18 protein-coding genes are annotated in these 18057 nt (G+C 50.6%); 4 read left to right on the forward strand and 14 right to left on the reverse strand.

Translation table 11 applies throughout. From position 1 onward, the window contains the following. Together IEY39_RS20520 and IEY39_RS20525 are read right to left on the reverse strand one after the other, a co-directional pair. Positions 1-468 (reverse strand): SRPBCC family protein, encoded by a 468-nt coding sequence (locus IEY39_RS20520; RefSeq protein WP_188935093.1) that lies wholly within the window; start codon positions 466-468, stop codon positions 1-3. A gap of 6 nt (positions 469-474) precedes the next feature. After that, entirely contained in the window at positions 475-798 is a 324-nt protein-coding gene (locus tag IEY39_RS20525) for an ArsR/SmtB family transcription factor (RefSeq protein ID WP_188935095.1), read from the reverse strand. A 342-nt stretch (positions 799-1140) separates the two neighbouring features. Between IEY39_RS20525 and IEY39_RS20530 the strand changes: the two genes are divergently transcribed. Further along, complete coding sequence (locus IEY39_RS20530) at positions 1141-1617, forward strand: hypothetical protein (RefSeq protein ID WP_188935097.1); 477 nt, start codon at positions 1141-1143, stop codon at positions 1615-1617. On the opposite strand, the gene IEY39_RS20535 is transcribed toward IEY39_RS20530, so the two are convergent. From IEY39_RS20535 to fusA2, 7 genes are all read right to left on the reverse strand, one after another. Continuing rightward, positions 1614-2441: a DoxX-related protein gene (locus IEY39_RS20535; protein WP_188935099.1), complete on the reverse strand. Its 828-nt coding sequence runs from the start codon at positions 2439-2441 to the stop codon at positions 1614-1616. The two genes, IEY39_RS20530 and IEY39_RS20535, sit on opposite strands and share 4 nt — an antisense overlap. A gap of 83 nt (positions 2442-2524) precedes the next feature. Then, entirely contained in the window at positions 2525-3133 is a 609-nt protein-coding gene (locus IEY39_RS20540; RefSeq protein ID WP_188935101.1) for a hypothetical protein, read from the reverse strand. A 2-nt stretch (positions 3134-3135) separates the two neighbouring features. Next, positions 3136-3780, reverse strand: coding sequence for a hypothetical protein (locus tag IEY39_RS20545; protein WP_188935103.1), 645 nt, complete (start codon positions 3778-3780; stop codon positions 3136-3138). Positions 3781-3798: 18 nt separating this feature from the next. Continuing rightward, entirely contained in the window at positions 3799-5901 is a 2103-nt protein-coding gene (locus tag IEY39_RS20550) for a TonB-dependent receptor (RefSeq protein ID WP_188935105.1), read from the reverse strand. 74 nt (positions 5902-5975) lie between these two features. Further along, complete coding sequence (locus tag IEY39_RS20555) at positions 5976-6260, reverse strand: winged helix-turn-helix domain-containing protein (protein ID WP_188935107.1); 285 nt, start codon at positions 6258-6260, stop codon at positions 5976-5978. A 13-nt stretch (positions 6261-6273) separates the two neighbouring features. Continuing rightward, positions 6274-6843, reverse strand: coding sequence for a hypothetical protein (locus IEY39_RS20560; RefSeq protein ID WP_188935109.1), 570 nt, complete (start codon positions 6841-6843; stop codon positions 6274-6276). A gap of 93 nt (positions 6844-6936) precedes the next feature. Then, positions 6937-9075, reverse strand: a complete 2139-nt coding sequence (gene fusA2, locus IEY39_RS20565) for an elongation factor G2 (protein WP_188935111.1) — start codon at positions 9073-9075, stop codon at positions 6937-6939. Between the two features lie 78 nt (positions 9076-9153). On the opposite strand from fusA2, the gene IEY39_RS20570 reads away from it, so the two are divergent. Then, complete coding sequence (locus tag IEY39_RS20570) at positions 9154-9888, forward strand: ankyrin repeat domain-containing protein (protein ID WP_188935113.1); 735 nt, start codon at positions 9154-9156, stop codon at positions 9886-9888. A 9-nt stretch (positions 9889-9897) separates the two neighbouring features. Here IEY39_RS20570 and IEY39_RS20575 read toward each other — a convergent pair whose 3' ends face one another. Continuing rightward, positions 9898-10926, reverse strand: a complete 1029-nt coding sequence (locus IEY39_RS20575; protein WP_188935115.1) for an SMP-30/gluconolactonase/LRE family protein — start codon at positions 10924-10926, stop codon at positions 9898-9900. After that, positions 10896-12077, reverse strand: a complete 1182-nt coding sequence (locus IEY39_RS20580) for an aminotransferase class V-fold PLP-dependent enzyme (RefSeq protein ID WP_188935118.1) — start codon at positions 12075-12077, stop codon at positions 10896-10898. Before IEY39_RS20580 ends, IEY39_RS20575 begins: the two co-directional genes overlap by 31 nt. A 79-nt stretch (positions 12078-12156) precedes the next feature. Here IEY39_RS20580 and IEY39_RS20585 point away from each other — a divergent pair, with 79 nt between their 5' ends. Further along, positions 12157-12930, forward strand: a complete 774-nt coding sequence (locus IEY39_RS20585) for a helix-turn-helix domain-containing protein (RefSeq protein WP_188935120.1) — start codon at positions 12157-12159, stop codon at positions 12928-12930. 51 nt (positions 12931-12981) lie between these two features. Here the strand turns inward: IEY39_RS20585 and IEY39_RS20590 are convergent, their stop codons facing one another. Both IEY39_RS20590 and IEY39_RS20595 read right to left on the reverse strand, forming a co-directional pair. Next, positions 12982-13479 (reverse strand): hypothetical protein, encoded by a 498-nt coding sequence (locus IEY39_RS20590; protein WP_188935122.1) that lies wholly within the window; start codon positions 13477-13479, stop codon positions 12982-12984. A gap of 27 nt (positions 13480-13506) precedes the next feature. Beyond that, positions 13507-14358, reverse strand: a complete 852-nt coding sequence (locus tag IEY39_RS20595) for a glutaminyl-peptide cyclotransferase (protein ID WP_188935124.1) — start codon at positions 14356-14358, stop codon at positions 13507-13509. 203 nt (positions 14359-14561) lie between these two features. Here IEY39_RS20595 and IEY39_RS20600 point away from each other — a divergent pair, with 203 nt between their 5' ends. Next, positions 14562-15302, forward strand: a complete 741-nt coding sequence (locus IEY39_RS20600) for an outer membrane beta-barrel protein (protein WP_262892871.1) — start codon at positions 14562-14564, stop codon at positions 15300-15302. Here IEY39_RS20600 and IEY39_RS20605 read toward each other — a convergent pair. Then, complete coding sequence (locus tag IEY39_RS20605; protein ID WP_188935128.1) at positions 15253-18048, reverse strand: CHAT domain-containing protein; 2796 nt, start codon at positions 18046-18048, stop codon at positions 15253-15255. The two genes, IEY39_RS20600 and IEY39_RS20605, sit on opposite strands and share 50 nt — an antisense overlap. Between the last annotated feature and the right edge of the window lie 9 nt (positions 18049-18057).

Raw genomic sequence — 18057 nt, forward strand, 5'->3', positions numbered from 1 at the left:
TTATTTTAATTTGCTGACAATTTCCTGCAGGCGGTTATGTGCCCAGTTTATGCCCTGGACAAACGGCATTTTCAGCACCTGGTCTCGTTGTGCAATCGATTCATAGATGACGTGCATTTTGAGTTTGCTGGTGTCGTCTGTAAGTTTTTCAAATTCATAGACCTCGAGCTGAACGCCAAAAGGGGTGTTTCCCATTTCAAATGTCCGGGTGATCTTCCGGTTCGGGCTAAACTCATGGATTGCTCCATTGGCCTGAAATACCACATTTCCCTTGGCATCAGTTGTTTCGAATTGGTAACTGCCGTGCTTCTTATTTTCCATTTTCAGCACTTTCGTTCCCATCCATTGCTCGACAATCTCGGGCTCTTCGTACGCTTTAAAAAGTAATTCCAATGGCAGATCAAATTCCCTTGTAATTATTATATCTTGTTTGCCGTCTTCGGCAGTCACCTTTGTTTGTCGTTCCATAGTATGCTATTTTTTTGGTTTGTAATTTTTCATGATGGCTTCAATTTTTTTAAACCGGTCGTCCCACATCTTGCGGAACGGTTCAAGAAAGTCAGCTACTTCCTTCATTCCCTGCGCGTTGATGTGATAGTAAATTTCCCTTCCATTTTGCTCTTGTTCAAGCAATTCGCACTCGGTAAGTATCTGCAGGTGTTTTGAAACCGTCGGTCGGGCGGTGTCAAAATTCGAGGCTATGGCGCCTGCGGTAAGAGATTGAGTTGCAAGCAGCAGAAGGATAGCCCTTCTTGTCGGGTCTGCTATGGCCTGGAATACATCTCGTCTTAAATTCATTGTGTAGCTATTTGGCTACAAATATATGTGTAGTTATTTGACTACGCAAATTTTTTTTCAAAAATTTTTTCCGCCAGCGCCCACACAGGTTCTCTGGGAAATATCAGCAAACCACTCACAAAAGAGCTGGTACAAAAAGGCCACGAGGTTGCCGTTACGGTCTATAAACAGTCAACCTAAGTCACTGGCTTTTCATACCTTTACAGTGCCCCTATTTCCCCATCGGAAGTTCGAGTAAATACAGCACATCCACCCTGTTCAGAACTTCTATTATTCTTTCCCATAAAGAACCATTCCTATCCTTCCAGGAATCTGTATTGTTCATTATTAAGGGTAAAGGCAATGAAACAATTGTTTATTGCGCTATTCGCTTTGCAGATATCCTTTCTCCCCTTTCGAAGGGCTGCCATCACGTCCACTGCTACCGATACCCTCCTCGGCAATACGAGCGAATTCAGCGCCTGCACTGCGGCTACGGCCCTGCCCCTACGCCTGATTTCCTTCACGGGCATAGGCAACGGCCATTTCGTTACCTTGAACTGGGTAACGGCCGACGAGCAGAATACGAATTACTTCGCCGTCCAGCGCGGTTTGGATGGTCAAAATTTCGATCAGGTAGGAAAGGTACAGGCTGCAGGGAATTCTTCGCAGGAAAAGGAATATTCGTTTATCGACCACCGGCCTTTGCAAGGCACCGGTTTCTACCGCCTGCAAATGGTGGATATGGACGGGTCTTATACCTATAGTAAGATTGTAGCCGTAAAGATCGTTAATGGAGAAGATGTCATTTCCCTGGTTCCCAAGGCATTTACATTCTAGTGGTACAAAACGCCCAGGAAACGCTGTATAAAAGATTTGTAAAACAATGAGGTGTTGGCGGCGATGACAAAGGCAACCCCGCTGAACCCCAGCGACTCGAAGACACTTGTCAACTCATTGCCTTTGTCTGACACGGGTGCCACAACGGCCCGGGGGATATGCAGGACCAAAAACCAGGTAAAGATCATGATCCCTACGAGCATCGCGATCGTTTTCTTCCTGATCTCCAGGATAATACCTGCACCGCCGCCGATGAGGGCAACCCCGGCAAAATACGTCCAGAAAAGATGACCGGGGATCCAGTCGGGCACCAGCGGCGCCACATAAGGGGCGTACAGAAAATGGTCGATGCCGAAGGCGATCAAGGTGATCGAAAAGAAAACTCCGCCAAAAGGGATGAATTTCTCCAGCAGCCGGATCAAGGCGGGCTCTTTCTTACCAGTAGCCTCGCCTCCGGGGAAGGAGCCCGCCATGACGAAAGCAGATCCGGAATAGGCCAGCTCTTTGAGGGCCTTTGTCCAGCTGCCGATGTCCCCGGGGCTGACAAAAAGCTTATAGGGTACATGGCAAAAAAGCACCAGGGCAAGGAAGAGGCCACCCAGCAACAGCATCATCGTCCGGGCCTGTCGTTCCAACACGAGGGCAACGGCGGCAGCGACCATGAAGAGGCTGCAAAGATAGACCAGGACTACCTGCCCTGGAATGGGCGAGGGCCAGGGTGGCATCATCGAAGGCCGAAATTCGGCATAATAAAAAGACTGGCCGGCAATGCCAATAAGAAAAATGGCATAGAACAATCGTCCGATTTTTACAAGGTTTCTCATTCGCGGGTGTTTGGCGGCATCTAATCTACAGAAACCCAGTCGGAGTCGCCCGTACACGTTGGTTCATAGCAGAACAAGTTGGTTCAAGCCGCTGCGGATACGCCGCCACCTTCCCTTGTCTTCCGCAACGTAAATCCCGTCCCTATCATCCATATAACGGATGGGATCCGCACCACCGGAAGAAGCCAGACCAGCTGCGGAACGATCAAACCAAGCGTGGATAGCTCGGCAAAACCGGCCAGGACAAGCCCCAGCCATACAAGCCAGCGGGGGTTATAGTGCCCAAACAGACTCGGCACCGAAATGCCGGCCATCATTAACCCTAGCATAACGATAAAGGCGTACCCGCCACAGCCAAATCCGAGGTGCTGCAAGGCGTGTACCACCGGCGTATCGTTCGCGATATCCGGCTGGGTCGACGCCCAGGTCGAAAGACCTGAAAGGATCAACAGGACGGATGCGGCAATCCCGCCATAAAGCGCAATGCTTACCCCGGTGACATTGACCCCGAGAAAATGTAGTCTGCTGGTGACTGCCGCGGTGAAAATTCCAACCGGAATAGCGGCCCCAAACTGGAACAAGGCATTAATCCTTGTAGCGCCAGGGATATTATACGAAATGACTGTCAACGCCAATAACAGACTATACACGATAGCTACTATCCCCGGATGGGGACCATGATGCTTTTTCATGATTAATCACATTTGGTTAAGTAATCTTGATTGTCTTTTTCACCCCAATAGGGCTTGGTAATGGACGCCGGCGGCTGCTTTGCAAATAGCGCTTTTGCTTTTTGGAAATAAGGCTTTGCCTTGCTCTTACCACCGCCATATAATACGGGTCTGTTGAATACCGGAATACCTTCCAGGTAATAAATGCGCGGATTGTCCGGATTTGCTTTTTTGGCTTTGTCAAGATTGCTATTCATCAGATCGAGGTACTTTTTCCAGCGGTTTCGCGGGTCCACCAAAAACCGGGCGTACGCTGCATACGCCGTCAAAACCATGCTTTCGTCATTGGCCGGCTGGATACTGTTCACTTTATCCACAAACCTGTCGGCCTGATCGAGCAGTTGATCCTTTCGCTGCGGATTCGTCTCCTGAAGCGAAATATAGATCGCCGAATAGGCGGCATAATAGTTCGCGGCCCAGTCGTTGCCCCACTTCGCAGCGATGAGGTTGAAACTATTGTTTGCCTTCATCAGGCTACCCATGTTGGTGGCCGTTTCGAGCGACTTGTACGCGTCGTTCAGCATAGTATTGAGGTCCTGGGCCTTTGAATAAACTGTCGTCATCGCAAGAGCCACAACCGGAAGAACCGTTTTGATCATGTTGTTCATAACATTGTTTTTAATTGTTTATAGATCATCTTTTTTGAACGGTGTAAACGAGAGGTATACGCCAAAGAACACGGAAAAGTATTGTGGCGGTAGCACGGGGCTTCTTAACTGGCCGTCATTCGAATAGCGGTACCCCAGGATATTTTTATAATTGGTGAGGTTGTCGAAGTTGACATAAATAGCCGTGAACATCTTTTTGATGTTGGTCAGATAGCTCACCTTAAAGGAAAGATTCTGATAACCCGGCGCCCTGTCGACCAGGAATGACTTGGCTTGGGGATTGTAATAGGGTCTCCCGCTGGAATAATTCCAGGCCGCGGACATAAACGTGTGCAAAGGCTCGGAGAGATACTTTACGATGACATTCAAATTGTGCGTTGAAACAAAATCCGGCTGGGCCTCGGCGAGATAATTCTGATAAAGTCTCTTCGTGTCTATATAGCTGTAGGTGATCCAATAGTCGATATTCGGGATGGAGGCCTTGTCCCGCCAGAACAGATCAAAACCCTTGGCGTAACCATGGCCGGAATTATTCACCATCCCGAGGTTGTAACTATAGGGGTTGGGAATATAGGTCACCCCGTTGTCTCTCACCAGCTGACTATAGTTCTTATAATATCCTTCCAGCCTGAACGACCGGTTGGCTTTTATCCATTCAAAGTTGGCCAGGTAATGAACCGCCTGCTGAAAAGAAGGCCGGTAACCCAGCAATAGGTATTGGGTTGGCGCCGTCTGATAAAATACGCCGCTTGCCAGACCTATCTGGCTGTACTGCCCTGTCCGGATCGCAAGCGCCAGCCTGGGGACAATATTGCCTCTCCCAAGTATATCGCTATACTCTGCCCGCACCCCTGGTTTTATAGCAAACCAGCCGGCAGGCTTGTATTCGACTTCGCCGTAACCCGCGGTCAGCGTCTCTGTAAAGGCATTGTGCAACGTATCGAACTGCTGCATATAGGAATAGTGCTGCACTTCACCACCCGTCGTAAGCCTGAAACGGCTCGCCGGGTGCCAGGTCAGTTCGGCCCGGGCCTGTACCCGGTTGTCGCTTCTATTGAATATGGTGTCCCCCCACAGGATATTGTCCTGGTTGTCGCTATAGCTCATCGCGGTATAGAGCTGGAGGCTCTTCGTCAACGGCTTTTTATAGGAGGTGTTGAGTAGAAAATAGTTATTATGCAGATCGTATCGGATGAGGGACGCGGGGTCATTCGGATCGGGCACCCGGGTTCCGCTGCTGCTCAGATTATAGTTTACCGTCGTTTTGAAAAGTCCGTCATCACTGGTCTTGGAGACCCATCTTGCTGATAAATTTGTCGATCGGGGTTTTGAATAAAAATCATAGTTGGTTTTGGATAGAGAATAATAAGGACCGAAATCAGTATAGCTTCCCGTATATTCCAGGCTGTTATTGTCCATTTTTTGCGACCCGGCAAGAAACAGCCCCGCGACATTGGCTCCAACGGAAAAGGTCGTCTTTTCGGGCAGATCGGTTGTTTTCAGATCGAGGACGGAAGAAAGCGCCTGCCCATATCTCGCTGAGTAGCCACCGGTGCTAAAGGCCATTCCTTTTATCTGGAACGGATTAAAACGGCTTCGCTGACCTATACCTGGAACGCTGCTGAAAAAGGGATTCTGAACAGTGGTTCCATCCAGCACCATCATGGTTTCCGTCGCATCGCCGCCACGGACGAATAAACCCGATTGGTCGCCGCCATTTCGTTGCACACCGGGAAAATTTTGAAAGGCTCCTACGATATCACCCGTCGAGCTCGCATTGGACAGGACATCCGTAGGTCTGACGAGCGTCAGGACCCGGTCGTCGGTGGCTTCTATCGTCCCGGCGGTAATGACCACTTCCCCCAGCTGACGCGCCTCCGACTTTAGCTTTAGCTGCAGCGTGTCTTTTACTTCCCCGATCACCAGCGGATGATCAAGCTCTTTAAAACCTATGGCCGTTACGATCAACAGCTGTTCGCCTTTTAATGATGTCGTAAGGGCGAAGACCCCCATGGAGTCCGCAGTCGACGCGTCGGTAGAATTTTTCAGGTAGACAGAGGCGTAGGCAACGGGGGCATTGGACTCGCTGAGGACCTTTCCCACGATGGTTGTCTGGCCCAAGCATGTATTGACAAATATAGTTTGCAACGCAAACCAAATACGCAAAAAAAATCGGCGCCAATCAACTGACTTTTTCATAAATGCAGGTATTTTTTGATGTCTTCAACATATTTTTCAAAGGCCTTCCTGCCTTTCGCGGTCAGTTTACAAATGGTATGCGGATAATTCCCTTTAAATGTTTTGATGACTTCTATATATTCTGCTTCGTTCAATTTCTTCAATTGGTGGCTTAGATTACCCTGGGTAGTCTTTGTTATCTCCATCAGGTAACTAAAGTCCGCCTGTTTCATTTTTATCAAAGCCGAGACCACGGCCAGCCGGACGGGCGTACTCAGAACAGGATCCAATTCATTATACATCGGTCGCGGATTATTATTTTGAGTATTTAAGCAAATAACCCGGGATCAGATAGCCGCCAATTACAGCGATACCCTGTAAGAGCGGTGAATAACTATCTGTGATAAATGCACTCACAACGGTAAGCACAAGGAATAGGAGTCCCCCCAGCACGAGCGGCCTGAACCGTAATACGAGGCCGGACACCAGCGTCCCGATGCCCCCTATTAATAGCGTATACGTGAAAGGCTGATTTCCTTGCGCAACATTGATAAATACCACCAGGACAAAACTCAGGCCCAAAACCACCCAAAGCCTTTTCAGATAATAGCCGAGATAGGTTTCATTGGCTTCCAGTTTTCGCGTATAGTGAACGATCGTAGCGATGATGGCGGGGATCACCAGCACGGGAAACGGTAGGAAGTACAGCTTAAAGCTGGTATAATTTTGTAAATAGAAAAAGAGGATGCTCGCAATGGCGATAATCCATCCCCATAGCAAATAGGGGTAACTATGCACCCGCAAATTTTCTTTGGTTTTGCCAATCACCTCCGAGATCATTTTCAGGCTTTCCGCCGGAGTCAGTTCATGTTCTAGTGCTTCCATAATTGTAGGTTATTTTATGTAAAGATAAATGTAGTTTGCATTACAAACCAAATTTATTTTTCACATGCGCCTAACTCTTTGAAATACCATGCCTCACACCTCCTGGTGCGCAGACACCTTATGGTATTCGTCGATCAGTCTTCGCTGGATTTCCGCCGGAACAGCGGCATACTCGTGGAATTTCATCCGGAATTTCGCCCGACCCTGGGTCATCGATCGAAGCGATGAATAATAATCATGCATTTCCGCCAACGGCACCCTGGCCGTGATCTTATTGAAATGACCCTCCGTACTCATGCCTTCGAGGATAGCCCGACGCGTTTGCAGATCGCTGATGATACTGCCGGTCTGGTCATCCTGGCACGACACGGTGACGGAATAGATAGGTTCGAGAATCTGCGGGTCCGCTTCCTGGAAGGCCTGCTTAAAAGCCATCATCCCGGCGATCTTAAAGGATATATCGTTGGAATCGACAGGATGCATCTTGCCATCATACACGACCACCCGTACGTCCCGCACATGGGAGCCCGTGAGCGGACCTTCCGCCATTTTTTCCATGACACCCTTGAGGATAGAGGGTAGGAATCGCAAGTCGATGGCGCCACCCACGACGCAATTGAGAAAGACTAGTTTTCCACCCCAGTCCAGCTTCATCTCCTCACGACCACGAACGGAGAAGCCCTTGGGATCGGGCATGCCTTCGAACCAGGGTTCCACCTGCATAAACACTTCTGCGAATTGCCCGGCTCCCCCGGATTGCTTTTTATGGCGATAGCTGGATTGGACGGGTTTGCGTATCGTTTCCCGGTAGGGGATACGCGGCTTGCTAAAACTGGCGCGCAGGTTCTTTGAAAAATGCTCCAGCTTCCATTTGATGACGGACAGGTGCAGCTCACCCTGGCAGTGGATGATCGTTTGCTTCAGCTCTTGCGACGTTTCCAGCAACACGGTCGGGTCTTCCTCGCGAACCTGGTGGATGGCCCCGGCCAATTTTTCTTCTTCGCCCTTCAGCGCAGATTCTATCGCAATGCTCATCAGCGGCGAGGGGAACTCGATAGGAGTGAGTTCAAAGTTGGCGCCCTGGGCGTGAAGCGTATTGTTGACGTGTGTATGTTTCAGTTTAATAGTAGCTCCGATATCCCCTGCCGACAGTTCATTGACAGGGATGCGCTTGCCGCCTTCTACCACAAAAAGCTGATTGAGTTTTTCGATCACCCCGGTGGACTCGTTTACCAGTTCCATCCCCGATCGGATGGTGCCTGAATATACTTTAAAGAAGGACATGTCACCGATGTGGGCCTCCGAAAGGGTCTTGTAGACGAAAATACAAGGAGGCCCCTCTGGATCGCAAGGAAGAGGGGCCCCGGAAAGCGTTTGCTGCATCGGCATTTCAGCAGCGCTTGGGCAGACCGTGTCGATAAAGCTCATGATCCGCCCGCTGCCCATATTCTTTTTGGCGGATACGCAAAAAAGCGGGAATAGATCGTGGTTGATCATGGCTTTTTTCAACCCGAACCTCATTTCCTCTTCGTCGAGTTCGCCTTTGTCGAAATATTTTTCCATCAGGGTTTCGTCATTACCCGCAATGGCTTCAATAAGTTCTTTGTGGAGCCGGTCGGCTTTCTCCCTTTCCGTGTCGGGAATGGGTAGTTTTTCCGGCCGGCCCCCTTCCGTAGGGAACCGGTACATCACCATCCGCAGCACATCTATTATCGCATTGAAGCCAAGCCCCTGGTTCAGCGGATACTGAACTACGACGACATTATTGCCGAAATGCTCCCTTGCCTCTGCCACGGTATTGTCGAAGTCTGCCTTATCCTGGTCTAATTTGTTGACAGCCAGAATGATGGGCGTTCGGAAGCGTTCGGTATATTCCCAGATGAGATCAGCGCCTACTTCTACCCCGAAATTGGCATTAAGCAGCAGGATGCCGGTATCCGCCACCCGCAACGCCGACAGCACATCGCCCGCGAAGTCATCATAACCCGGCGTATCCAGGATATTGATCTTATAACCCCGCCACTCGGTGTATAGTAATTTGGAAAAAATGGAATTACCCCGCTGTTGTTCCAACTCATAAAAGTCACTGACGGTATTTCTTTCTTCGATAGTACCGCGGCGGGTAGTGAGTCCTGCTTCATAAAGCATACATTCCGATAGGGTGGTCTTGCCAGAACCGGCATGACCGAGCAAGACTACATTCTTGACGTGAGAGGTGTCAAAGCTAGTCATGGCAATCGTATTTGCTATTAAGTTACGGAAAAAGCTGAATTTATCATTATCTTGACGCCCCAAACTACCTATAGACGTATGAAAAAACTCCTAATTTTTTCCCTGACCCTTTTTCTTTCCGTCACCTCCCTTACTGCCCAGGATATCCTCAAAGCCGTAGATGCAAAGGATTACCAACAGGTAGAAAAGCTCCTGAAATCTGGCGCCAAGGTCAATTTTCAGGATAAGAAAGGCAATTTCCCTCTCTGGCTGGCCGTATGGAACGATGACTCGGCCATGGTACGGCTCCTGATCGATAATGGCGCTGACATCAATCAAAAAATGGTAAATAAGGGAGTTTCCTCCGATTGCCTCGAAATAGCCTGTCAGAATGGCTCTACGGCTATCGTGATTATGATGGTCGAACATGGGGCGAGTGTAAATGAGAAAAGATTCCACGGGGCATCGGCTCTGCGGATCGCCTCAAGGAATGGCCATGTGGATATTGTGAAATATCTCATTGGAAAAGGCGCCGAAATAGATGAAGAAGCGGATGATCGGGCGACTCCGTTGGAAGCCGCGGCAGGCAAAGGACATTTCGAGATCGTGCAAATGCTTGTAGAGGCGCGAGCGAACGTAAATCACCAGGATAAAGATAAGGATACCCCTCTCAACGAGGCCGCCAGGGGAGGCCATATCGAGGTGGTGCAATACCTACTGGCCAAAGGCGCCGATGTCTCGCTTAAAAATAGCGAAGGTCAGTCTGCGGAAGACCTCGCGAAATTGTCCGGGCAGCCAAAGATCGTGGCACTATTAAAAGACCATCAAAAGTAGTTCCAGGCCTCATCTTATCTTTACTCTCAACACCTCGTCGCTGGCGGTGATATAGAGTACATCCTTCGTCTCGTTAAAAGCGCAATTGGAGGCCGGCCGGTTGTATACTCTTATCAGCCCCAGCAATTTTCCGGCAGGGGAGATGATGTTGACACCATCCGGACCGGTAGCGAAGATATTGCCGGCCCGATCGATCTTAAAGCCGTCGGCGCCTTGCTTAACCCTCGCCTTTTCTTTTAGCGGGGCCCCTTCCAGCAATATTCCGCCGCTTTGGATACCACCAGCGCTGTCGAGACGATACGCATACCATCGGGTGTGTTTGTCATCGCTGCTGCCAACATACAAGATCTTTTCATCCAGAGACAGCGCGATGCCGTTCGGCCGGGAGATACTGTCTATCAGCAACGTAAGGCTGCCATCATTGCCTATCCGGTAAACGCCTTCAAAATTCAGCTCTCTCGTGGGGTCGTTCTCTCTTTTCGGCAGGCCATAGATGGGGTCCGTGAAGTAGACGTTGTCCCTGCTGTCGGCAACAAGATCATTGGGGCTATTGAATTTTTTCCCCCGGTAATTCGCTGCCAATACGGTAAACTCGGGCATGGGCGCATCGAGAGAGGCATTCATACGAACCACCTGCCGGTTACCCGACTGGCAAAGCAACAATCGCCCCTCCTTATCCAGTGTAAGCCCGTTGGACCCGTTCTCACCATTCCGGCGAGCAGTATCAGTATAGCCCGAAGGAGTCAGATACACAACGGGCGTGTCTTTGCCATCCCATCGGTATATCTTGTTCTCCAGCACCGCGGAAAAAAGCAGCCATTGTTTTGCAGGCACCCACACCGGCCCCTCCGACCATTTATAATGCCTGCCGATGACCTCGATCACCGCATTGCTGTCAATGATACCCGCAGCGCTGGGGTCATACAATTCCACCTTGCCGGCAACAGCGTCTTTCACCGGCTCACTTCCGTTGCTACAACCGCTGCCTATCACCAGGCAGCCGATCACTACGATAATATGGCCATAATATTTGCACATAACTCATCGATCTCTTCCTCGGTATTATAATAATGCACCGAAGCTCTTACGATCGAAGTAAGATGGTGTTTGTTCATATAGACAAGCGTCGAGCTGGCCTTCCCCACGGACACGTTTATTTTCTTCGCCGCCAGCCGGGCCTTCACATCTGTACTCTCCACCCCAGCCACCGAGAAGGTGACGATGCCGCACTGCTGGTCCCCGCTGTCATGAACGGTGATCCCCGGAAGGGCCGCCAGCTTCTCCCTCATCAACCCCGCTAAATATTGGATGCGCTGCCAGATCCTGTCCACCCCGATAGCAAGCGCATAATCGATGGCTTTGCCAAGCCCAAGCACAAGCGCGCGATTCTTTTCATAGAGCTCAAAACGGCGCGCATCGTCCCTCAAGGTAAAACCTTCTTCGGTAACAGCCTTAGTCGAATGGCCATCCATGAATAACAATTTCAGCTTGTCCTGCACCTCCTTTCTCACATACAGGAAACCCGTCCCCCTTGGCGCCCGGAGATATTTACGCCCCGTCACCGACAACATATCACACCCCATCTCCTTTACGTCCAGGGGGATCTGACCAGCGGACTGGCAGGCATCCACCAGGTATAAGATTCCATGCCTGCGGGCGATGGCCCCGATCGCGGCAACAGGCAGCACGTTCCCCGCAGTGGAAGGGATCTGCGTGATAGCGATAAGCCTGGTTCGCGGTGTGATAGCCTCTTCCAGGGCGGATAAAGAAAAGTTGCCCCGCGCATCGTTTGGTATCACCTTGACAGCTATACCTTGGTGGTTTTGCAAGTTAAGAAACCCTATTAAATTGGTGACATACTCCATTTCCGAAGTGATCACCTCATCATCCCTTTGAAAATCAATCGCATTAAAGGCCAGATGCCAGGCCATGCTCGCATTCTCGACGATGGCGACTTCTTCCACGGAAGCATTGATCAGCCTGCCAATAGAAGCATAAACATTTTCCAGGGGCGACTTATAGGCGGCTTCGATCTCATATCCCCCCAGCAATGCCTCTTCTTTTAGGTAACCGATCACCGTCTCGAGTACCACATCCGGTGGCAATGAAGACCCCGCATTGTTAAAATGGATCCGTTCGGCCGTCCCACTTGTCGCAGCCCTCAACGCTTGTATTTCATTTGCTTCCATTGCTTATTATTTGAGAACAAAGTAAATACTTCTGTGTTTAGCAAAACAGAGGCAGAATTGCGTATTTTCACTATATCAGATGAACCTGCAACGATTCCATCCCGGTATTGCCTTACAGCCTTACGTGAGGGAATTCGTCCTTATCGAGACGGAGGAAGCCATCGACAGTATGGTGATCCCCGATACCTCTCTGGTTTTTTCCCTTCGCTATAAGGGAGCTGTGAAGAAAATGGAAACGGAAGCGGTGGAAGCCTTGCCGGATATTGCCGTCTCCGGTCTTCGCAAATCGGTCAGGCATTTTATTTATGCCGGAAAGACCGCCAACTTCATGATCCTGTTCAAAGAAGGTGGCATCTCCGCCTTTTCCCGGATGCCCGCAAACGAATTGTTCGACCAAAGCGTTTCTGCCGACAACCTCTTTCGTTCTGGTGAGCTCAATGAATTGCTCGAGCGGCTGGCCGAAGCCGGTAACAATAAGGCCAGGGTAGACCTCGTAGAATCTTTCCTGCTCCATCACCTCGCAAGCACAAGACACGATCTGCTCATCGGCAACGCCGTCCAATTGATCCGGCAACACAACGGGATCATCCGGATCAACGATCTGGCCACCTCCTTACATCTCAGCCAGGACCCGTTCGAAAAGCGGTTCAGGGCCCTCGTCGGTTCCACGCCAAAACAATATGCATCCATCATCCGGCTAAGAGGCCTGATCCAAAAGTATCCCTCTTATTCTTCGCTGACCGAAGCCTGCTATGACGCCGGCTATTTCGATCAATCCCATTTTATAAAGGACTTCCGGCTCTTCACCGGCCGCACCCCAAAAGAATTCTTCCAATCCTCCCGCTTCTGGTAAATCACTGATTTTTTTCACGATCGATCGGGGCATCTACAAAAAGATCGGAGATTAACGCTTTTTACCGGCCGCCCCCATGCGGAAAAACCGTCCCAGCCGCTCTCTGAAACTCTCTGCCCGGGCCTGTTGAGCCAGTTGCCGGAGACGTTGTTGCTTCATCTGTTCGATCGTTTCGTCCGGGATAGGCAGACCTCTCTCCGCCAACAGCTCACGGGCAAGGACATAGTCGAACTGCCCCCATTCGTCGGGCTTTGCCACGATATCCAATAATTCGATGTCGGTGAAGGAATACAGGTAATAACCCGGATCGACATCCTGTAGTTGCCGTTCGTAATGTTCTTCCAGCGCCTTAGTCGCTTTGTCGAAATCCGTTGCGCGCACCTTGAGATGAATGGTCTGTTCCACGGTGTTACGAAAGAAGCTGGGCTCCAACAACGGCTGCACCTTCTCCACCAGACATTCGATGCGCCGCGCCTTCAACTTGTCGGCAATGGCCGATGCAAGACCAGGGTCATTGAATTTTTGGAATGTCAGAAAAGAAGCCATCATAATTCCATAGATTAAACCACTGTAAAGTTAATGCGCAAAATTCACCTGGTATATTGACGCCCACAACTTTCCTGTTACATATATCTTATCATTATCGCGATCATAGGCGATACCGTTGAGGACATCCCCATTGGGATTTTTGACATGGTCTGCCTCCACCAGCGAGCTCAGATCAATTTTGGCAACCACATTCCCCGTAGCCGGATCGATCTTGACAATATAATTCTTCAAATACCGGTTGGCATAGATATATCCTTTTATATATTCCAGCTCGTTGAGACTATCCAGCGCAACCCCATCCTCCGTCACTGCCAGGGTTTTCACCGGTTTCAGACTGGCGGGATCCAGATAGGTGAGCGAACTGGTGCCGTCGCTCATGATCAGCAAATTGGAATCCGTCGTCAACGCCCATCCTTCCGCATTTTGGTAGCGGAAACTGTCGATACGTTTATACGTCGCCGCATCGTAGATAAATCCGGTCTGGTTCTTATAGGTCAGCTGATAGAGCTTGTCCTTGAAAAAAACGATGCCCTCCCCAAAATACCGGTTCTTGTCCAACTCGACCTTCTTGTCGATCTTCCCGGTATTCATATTCACAACACCCGCGATGCTCCTGGTCTCCGGGTCCTCCGATGTGGCCCCGCTGCTTTCGAACAATTGATGATCGTGGAAGAGCAACCCTTCCGTATAAGATGTCGTATCGTGCTTGTAAACTTTCCCGACGCTAAAGTTGAGATTAGCGACGGTGGGAGACACCGCTGTACTGTTAGTCGTTGTCTTGTCAGGGTGATCGCTGCAGCCGGCAAGAGCAAGAACAAGCAAAAGGGGGAAAATTACCAGGAGAAACAACATTTTAAGGTCGAAGGAGCGTACAGTCATATAGAAGCAATTTAACAATTTTGCCATACCTTCGGCCCCGCGTTGACCCATCTATCAAGATGGTGTGATGGTTTGTTGCTGATAATCAGCAAATTATCTGGTTATCAGTTTGTTAAAGTATATTCTCATTGCAGCAAAAGAATTAGTTTGCCGGTCCATTGGAAGGGTGGCCCCCATTTAACTCAATTAACCAACAGATACGTATGAAGAAATTTTTGATCTGTATTTTATGTCTGATATCCATTAAAGGTTTTTCTCAGTTTCGTCTTGGTGTTCAAGGTTCTTTCAGTTCTCTTAATATGTGGCAGACAGATGGCTACACCGGCCTCGATGCAGGGGAGTTCACCTGGGCAATAAATGGCTTTCAAGCAGGTGTCTTTGGCGAATATGACCTGGGTTATTCCGGCTTCGAAATTCAGCCTGCCCTGATGTATGTCGAATCGGGCTCTCATCTCGGTCAATCCAAGGGCTTCCCCGGTGAAGGGAATTTCGTAATCGGTTATTCCGATACGCATTTGAGGATCTATTCCCTGCGCCTCCCGGTGAATTTACTCTATAGCTATCGCGTAAATTCCAAATGGAAGGTCTTTGGCGGCCTGGGGCCCTATATCCAAAAAAACCTCAACGGTACTGAAAAAGGATGGTATATAGGTTACGATAACTCGACCAACAATTACACCCCGGGCGGTGGCCCCATCAAGAACAATATCAAACTCTCAAGCGATGGCTCTTACGCTACCATAGGCCAGAGTAATGTGGCATCCATCGACGCAGGCATGAATATCCTGCTCGGATTGCAGTACAAAAAACTGCAGTTTTCGGTCGGCTGGATGCGTGGTTTCGTCACACAATATAAAACCAGTTATGTCAACCTGGGCAACCAGAGCTGGAATTTCACGCTGGGTTATGTCCTCTTCGGCCACGAGCGTAAACCAAGATTATAATCATTGCGCAAATAGCTACCAGCAAGGGCCACCAACGTGGCCCTTTTTTTTCTCCGAAAGAACCCTTGCTCACCGGAGTCGGGTCACCCAGGTAGCCAAGGCCCGCCCAGAAATAAGGCAGCTTGTGTAAATATGGTACTGTAGCATCGCTTAACCATGCCAGTTTTACCCTTCGCAGGGCATCAGCAGCATTCACCCGATCGCCGGTCGACGTATCCTCTGTCAGCGCAGCATAGTACCGCTCCATCAACTGCGCAGCCGTTTCATCATTCAGATTCCACCAGCCCGCCACCACGGCCTTGGCGCCACCGGCTGTAAATGCGCGCGCCAGGCTTTGCACCCCTTCCCCGGTGACCATTCTTCCGTCGGCGGTACGGCAGGCGCTCAGCACTACAAGGGCCGGATGATGGGTTAGGCCCTGCAGTTCGAAAAGATAAAAAGGTTCATCATAGAATTCGATATGCGGAACATCGAGCCCACCTTTCTGCGTAAAGGCATGGGAGCTGACATGCACCACGGCAGAGGCGCCCAACGCCTGGTAGAAACGTGCTGCAGTCGCCTGGCTATCGGTATACCAGCTTCCGGACTTTATGGCGCGTTTTATCCCCTCTTCCTCTCCACCGACAGCCTCCAGTAAAGGAGACGAACCCTGGTTGCCGGAGAGAAAAAAGCCAGAGAACCCGCTTTCCGTGGCAGCATTGGTCCGTTGCTTCAATAAAGTCTCTAGCGACCACCCATAAGAGATAGCCGCTTGTTTTATCACAAAAGGCCAGTCGGCAGGTGATGGCGGACAGTTGCTCCCGGTTACCAGCGCTTCCACCGGCAACAGGCTCAGCGGCCCGTCGGGAAACAGGATATATTCTTGCCCCGGCTGAAGGGGGTGCGTCCCAAACAACATCCGGTAAATTCCGTAAGCCTCCTGGTAGTAGCGAAGGGGATCATCGATCATCGCATTAGCCCCCTGTTGAAACCAGGTTCGGATAAATCCCCTCACGCTATCCTCCCATTGTGCAGCGAAGGGAAGCTTTTCGACAAAGTTGATGCCCGCGGCCGAGCATTCGACGACATATAGCGCCGACGACCCCTGGAAAAACAGCCTTCCCAGCTGGTTGTCGTCGAGCAGCACGTGTAACGAGTCGATAGAGAAACCGGCATCATATACATAGCCCTTAGACAAATATTCCCGCCGGGCCTCAGTGGGGACCGCCACCTTTTTTCGGACCTGGGCCAACTCCCAGGTGACCTGTTTTTCCTGTGCGGCGTGCACTGCGGCGATACTATCGTTTTGCGGGGATTGGAGAGCTTCTTTCTCATAATAAATGCGAGCTCTTTCCAGGAGCCGGACCCGGCTTTCAAGACTGTCACCCGGATAACGGCCGCCGGTTGGTTGTTGCCTGATCACTTCCTCCAGCAAAAGCTGCGCCTTGCTGCTTTCCATAAAATACAACATCGCCTGCGTATACTTTTTATTTTCCGTACGCTTCCAGGCATCCCAGGCGGTACCGATGGCTTCTTCATATTGCTTTCGGGTGTCGGCGACGGCCAGCTCACGCGACGATCCGGTGATCAATTCCTGCCGCAACTTTTTTCCTACGGAAAAGCAGCGGGAAAACAGCCGTAGGGCCTCATCCATCGATCCCAGACCTTTTGCCAATCCCGCCCGGGTATACAACACATCGGCCAGGGTGTTCTCGGCATAGAGATCGGCTTCCTGTAGCTCACCGATCTTCTTTCCGGGTACCAGCACCGACAAACAGCGGTCTGACCAATAGATGGCGCGGGCATTCTGGTGAAGCCGGGTGTAAAGGACACTAAGTCGCTGGAAAAGCTTTGCCTGTTCACGTTGCCGCATCTCTCCCTGTTGTTGGGATAACTGGTCTTGTAAGGCAAGTGCCCGTTGATAATAGGACAATGCCTTTGCAGGTTGTGCGAGATAAATATCACCTGCCTGCTGGTAGGCCATCAACAGCCAGTACCCCGCGGCAGAATTTCTGTCCCGGTGAAGCGATCGCTCCAGAACAGCAATACTTTTATCGATGCTCGACCTTGCCTCATCCCATCGTTCCAACTGCTGACAGGCATCCGCCTGCTCGGACAGCAATAGCCCGAACAGCGCCGAAGAGGTATTCGCAACGGCCAACCCCTTCCGGCAGTATTCCAGGGATTGCTGCGGGCGGCCCATATTGCTGCAGGTGTTGGCGAGATTACTATATGTCCCTGCCAGGGCCTCGTTATCCTTGCCGGAACCGGCAAGGGAAAGCGCTTTCTGATGGATGAACAAGGCCTGTTCATAGTCACCCAGCCGGGTATAATTATTACCCAGGGGTTTGAGGATATATTCCACCATCGAAACGGAATCCGTCCCTTCGGGGTGCCGGCTTGCCCAGTCATAGGCGGCAGTATATGCATCCGTGGATGGAACGATAGCGCCGCTGAGTAACAAGGCATACCCTTCATTGATAAGCAGGTCCTGCCAGGCCTGCACCTCTTCCGCCGTCCGGGGATGACGCCAGGCTTCATCGACTGCATGTACAAGCAGGGCCGACCGGCTCGCCGGCGCCTTCGCCACATATTGTATCTGCTGATAGATCCACCCGGAAAGATCATCCCTGGTCTGCAATTGCCGAAGAGTCGATGCAAGGGGTGGGGGCACTGCAGCACCGGCCATTGGCGGCTGCGCCCGGCACAAAAGGCAAATCAGCAGGAGCAACAGCACCCCGCCGGGTCTCCGGTGAAGACAATTCATGCCTCAAGA

Origin of the sequence: Puia dinghuensis (assembly GCF_014642875.1) — a bacterium.
In the GTDB taxonomy this organism is placed as follows: Bacteria; Bacteroidota; Bacteroidia; order Chitinophagales; family Chitinophagaceae; genus Puia; species Puia dinghuensis.